Source organism: Candidatus Symbiopectobacterium sp. NZEC127 (genome assembly GCF_025962675.1).
Classification (GTDB): domain Bacteria; phylum Pseudomonadota; class Gammaproteobacteria; order Enterobacterales; family Enterobacteriaceae; genus Symbiopectobacterium.
Genome location: NZ_JAGFPG010000066.1, coordinates 1 through 575, shown reverse-complemented (window position 1 = coordinate 575; position 575 = coordinate 1). Strand labels below are relative to the sequence as shown.

The window sequence follows — 575 nt, the reverse complement described above, 5'->3', positions numbered from 1 at the left end:
ATTCTTCAGCGAGCCAGTCGATGAATACACGCAAACGATGCGTCAAATGGCGGTTCTGCGGATACACCACATGAAAAGGAAATTTTGAAGGTCGCCATTCCTTTAACACTTCCACCAGTAAGCCACACTCCAGCGCCTGCCGGGTACAGTAGGAAAACGTCTGGATAATGCCCAACCCAGCCTCGCCGGCTGCGACATGGGCATTACTTTCATTGATCCCCATCTAATGCTCAATCTTGATTTCGGATGTCACCCCATCACGTTCGAATCGAAATGGTATCGCCCGTCCTGTTGCCGTTGAAACATAAGCAATCAGCCGATGCCCGTTCTTAAGTTCTTCAGGATAAGCAGGAACACCATAGCGCTTGAGATAACTGGGTGATGCACAGGTCACCATATTGGCGTGACCAATATTTCTTGCAACCAGCGATGAGTCGACCAGTAAACCCCCCCGAATAACACAATCGACGCTATCGCTGATCAGGTCGACAGATCGATCTGTTACGCCAAGATCAATCCTGATATCAGGGAAACGCTCCTGGAATGCAGGCAGTGCCGGAATGAGCACGTCACTC

At 50.1% G+C, this 575-nt stretch carries 1 pseudogene; it reads right to left on the bottom strand.

The window, feature by feature from the left end:
- Positions 1-575, bottom strand: a pseudogene (locus tag J5069_RS23945) (LysR substrate-binding domain-containing protein); the annotation flags it as partial.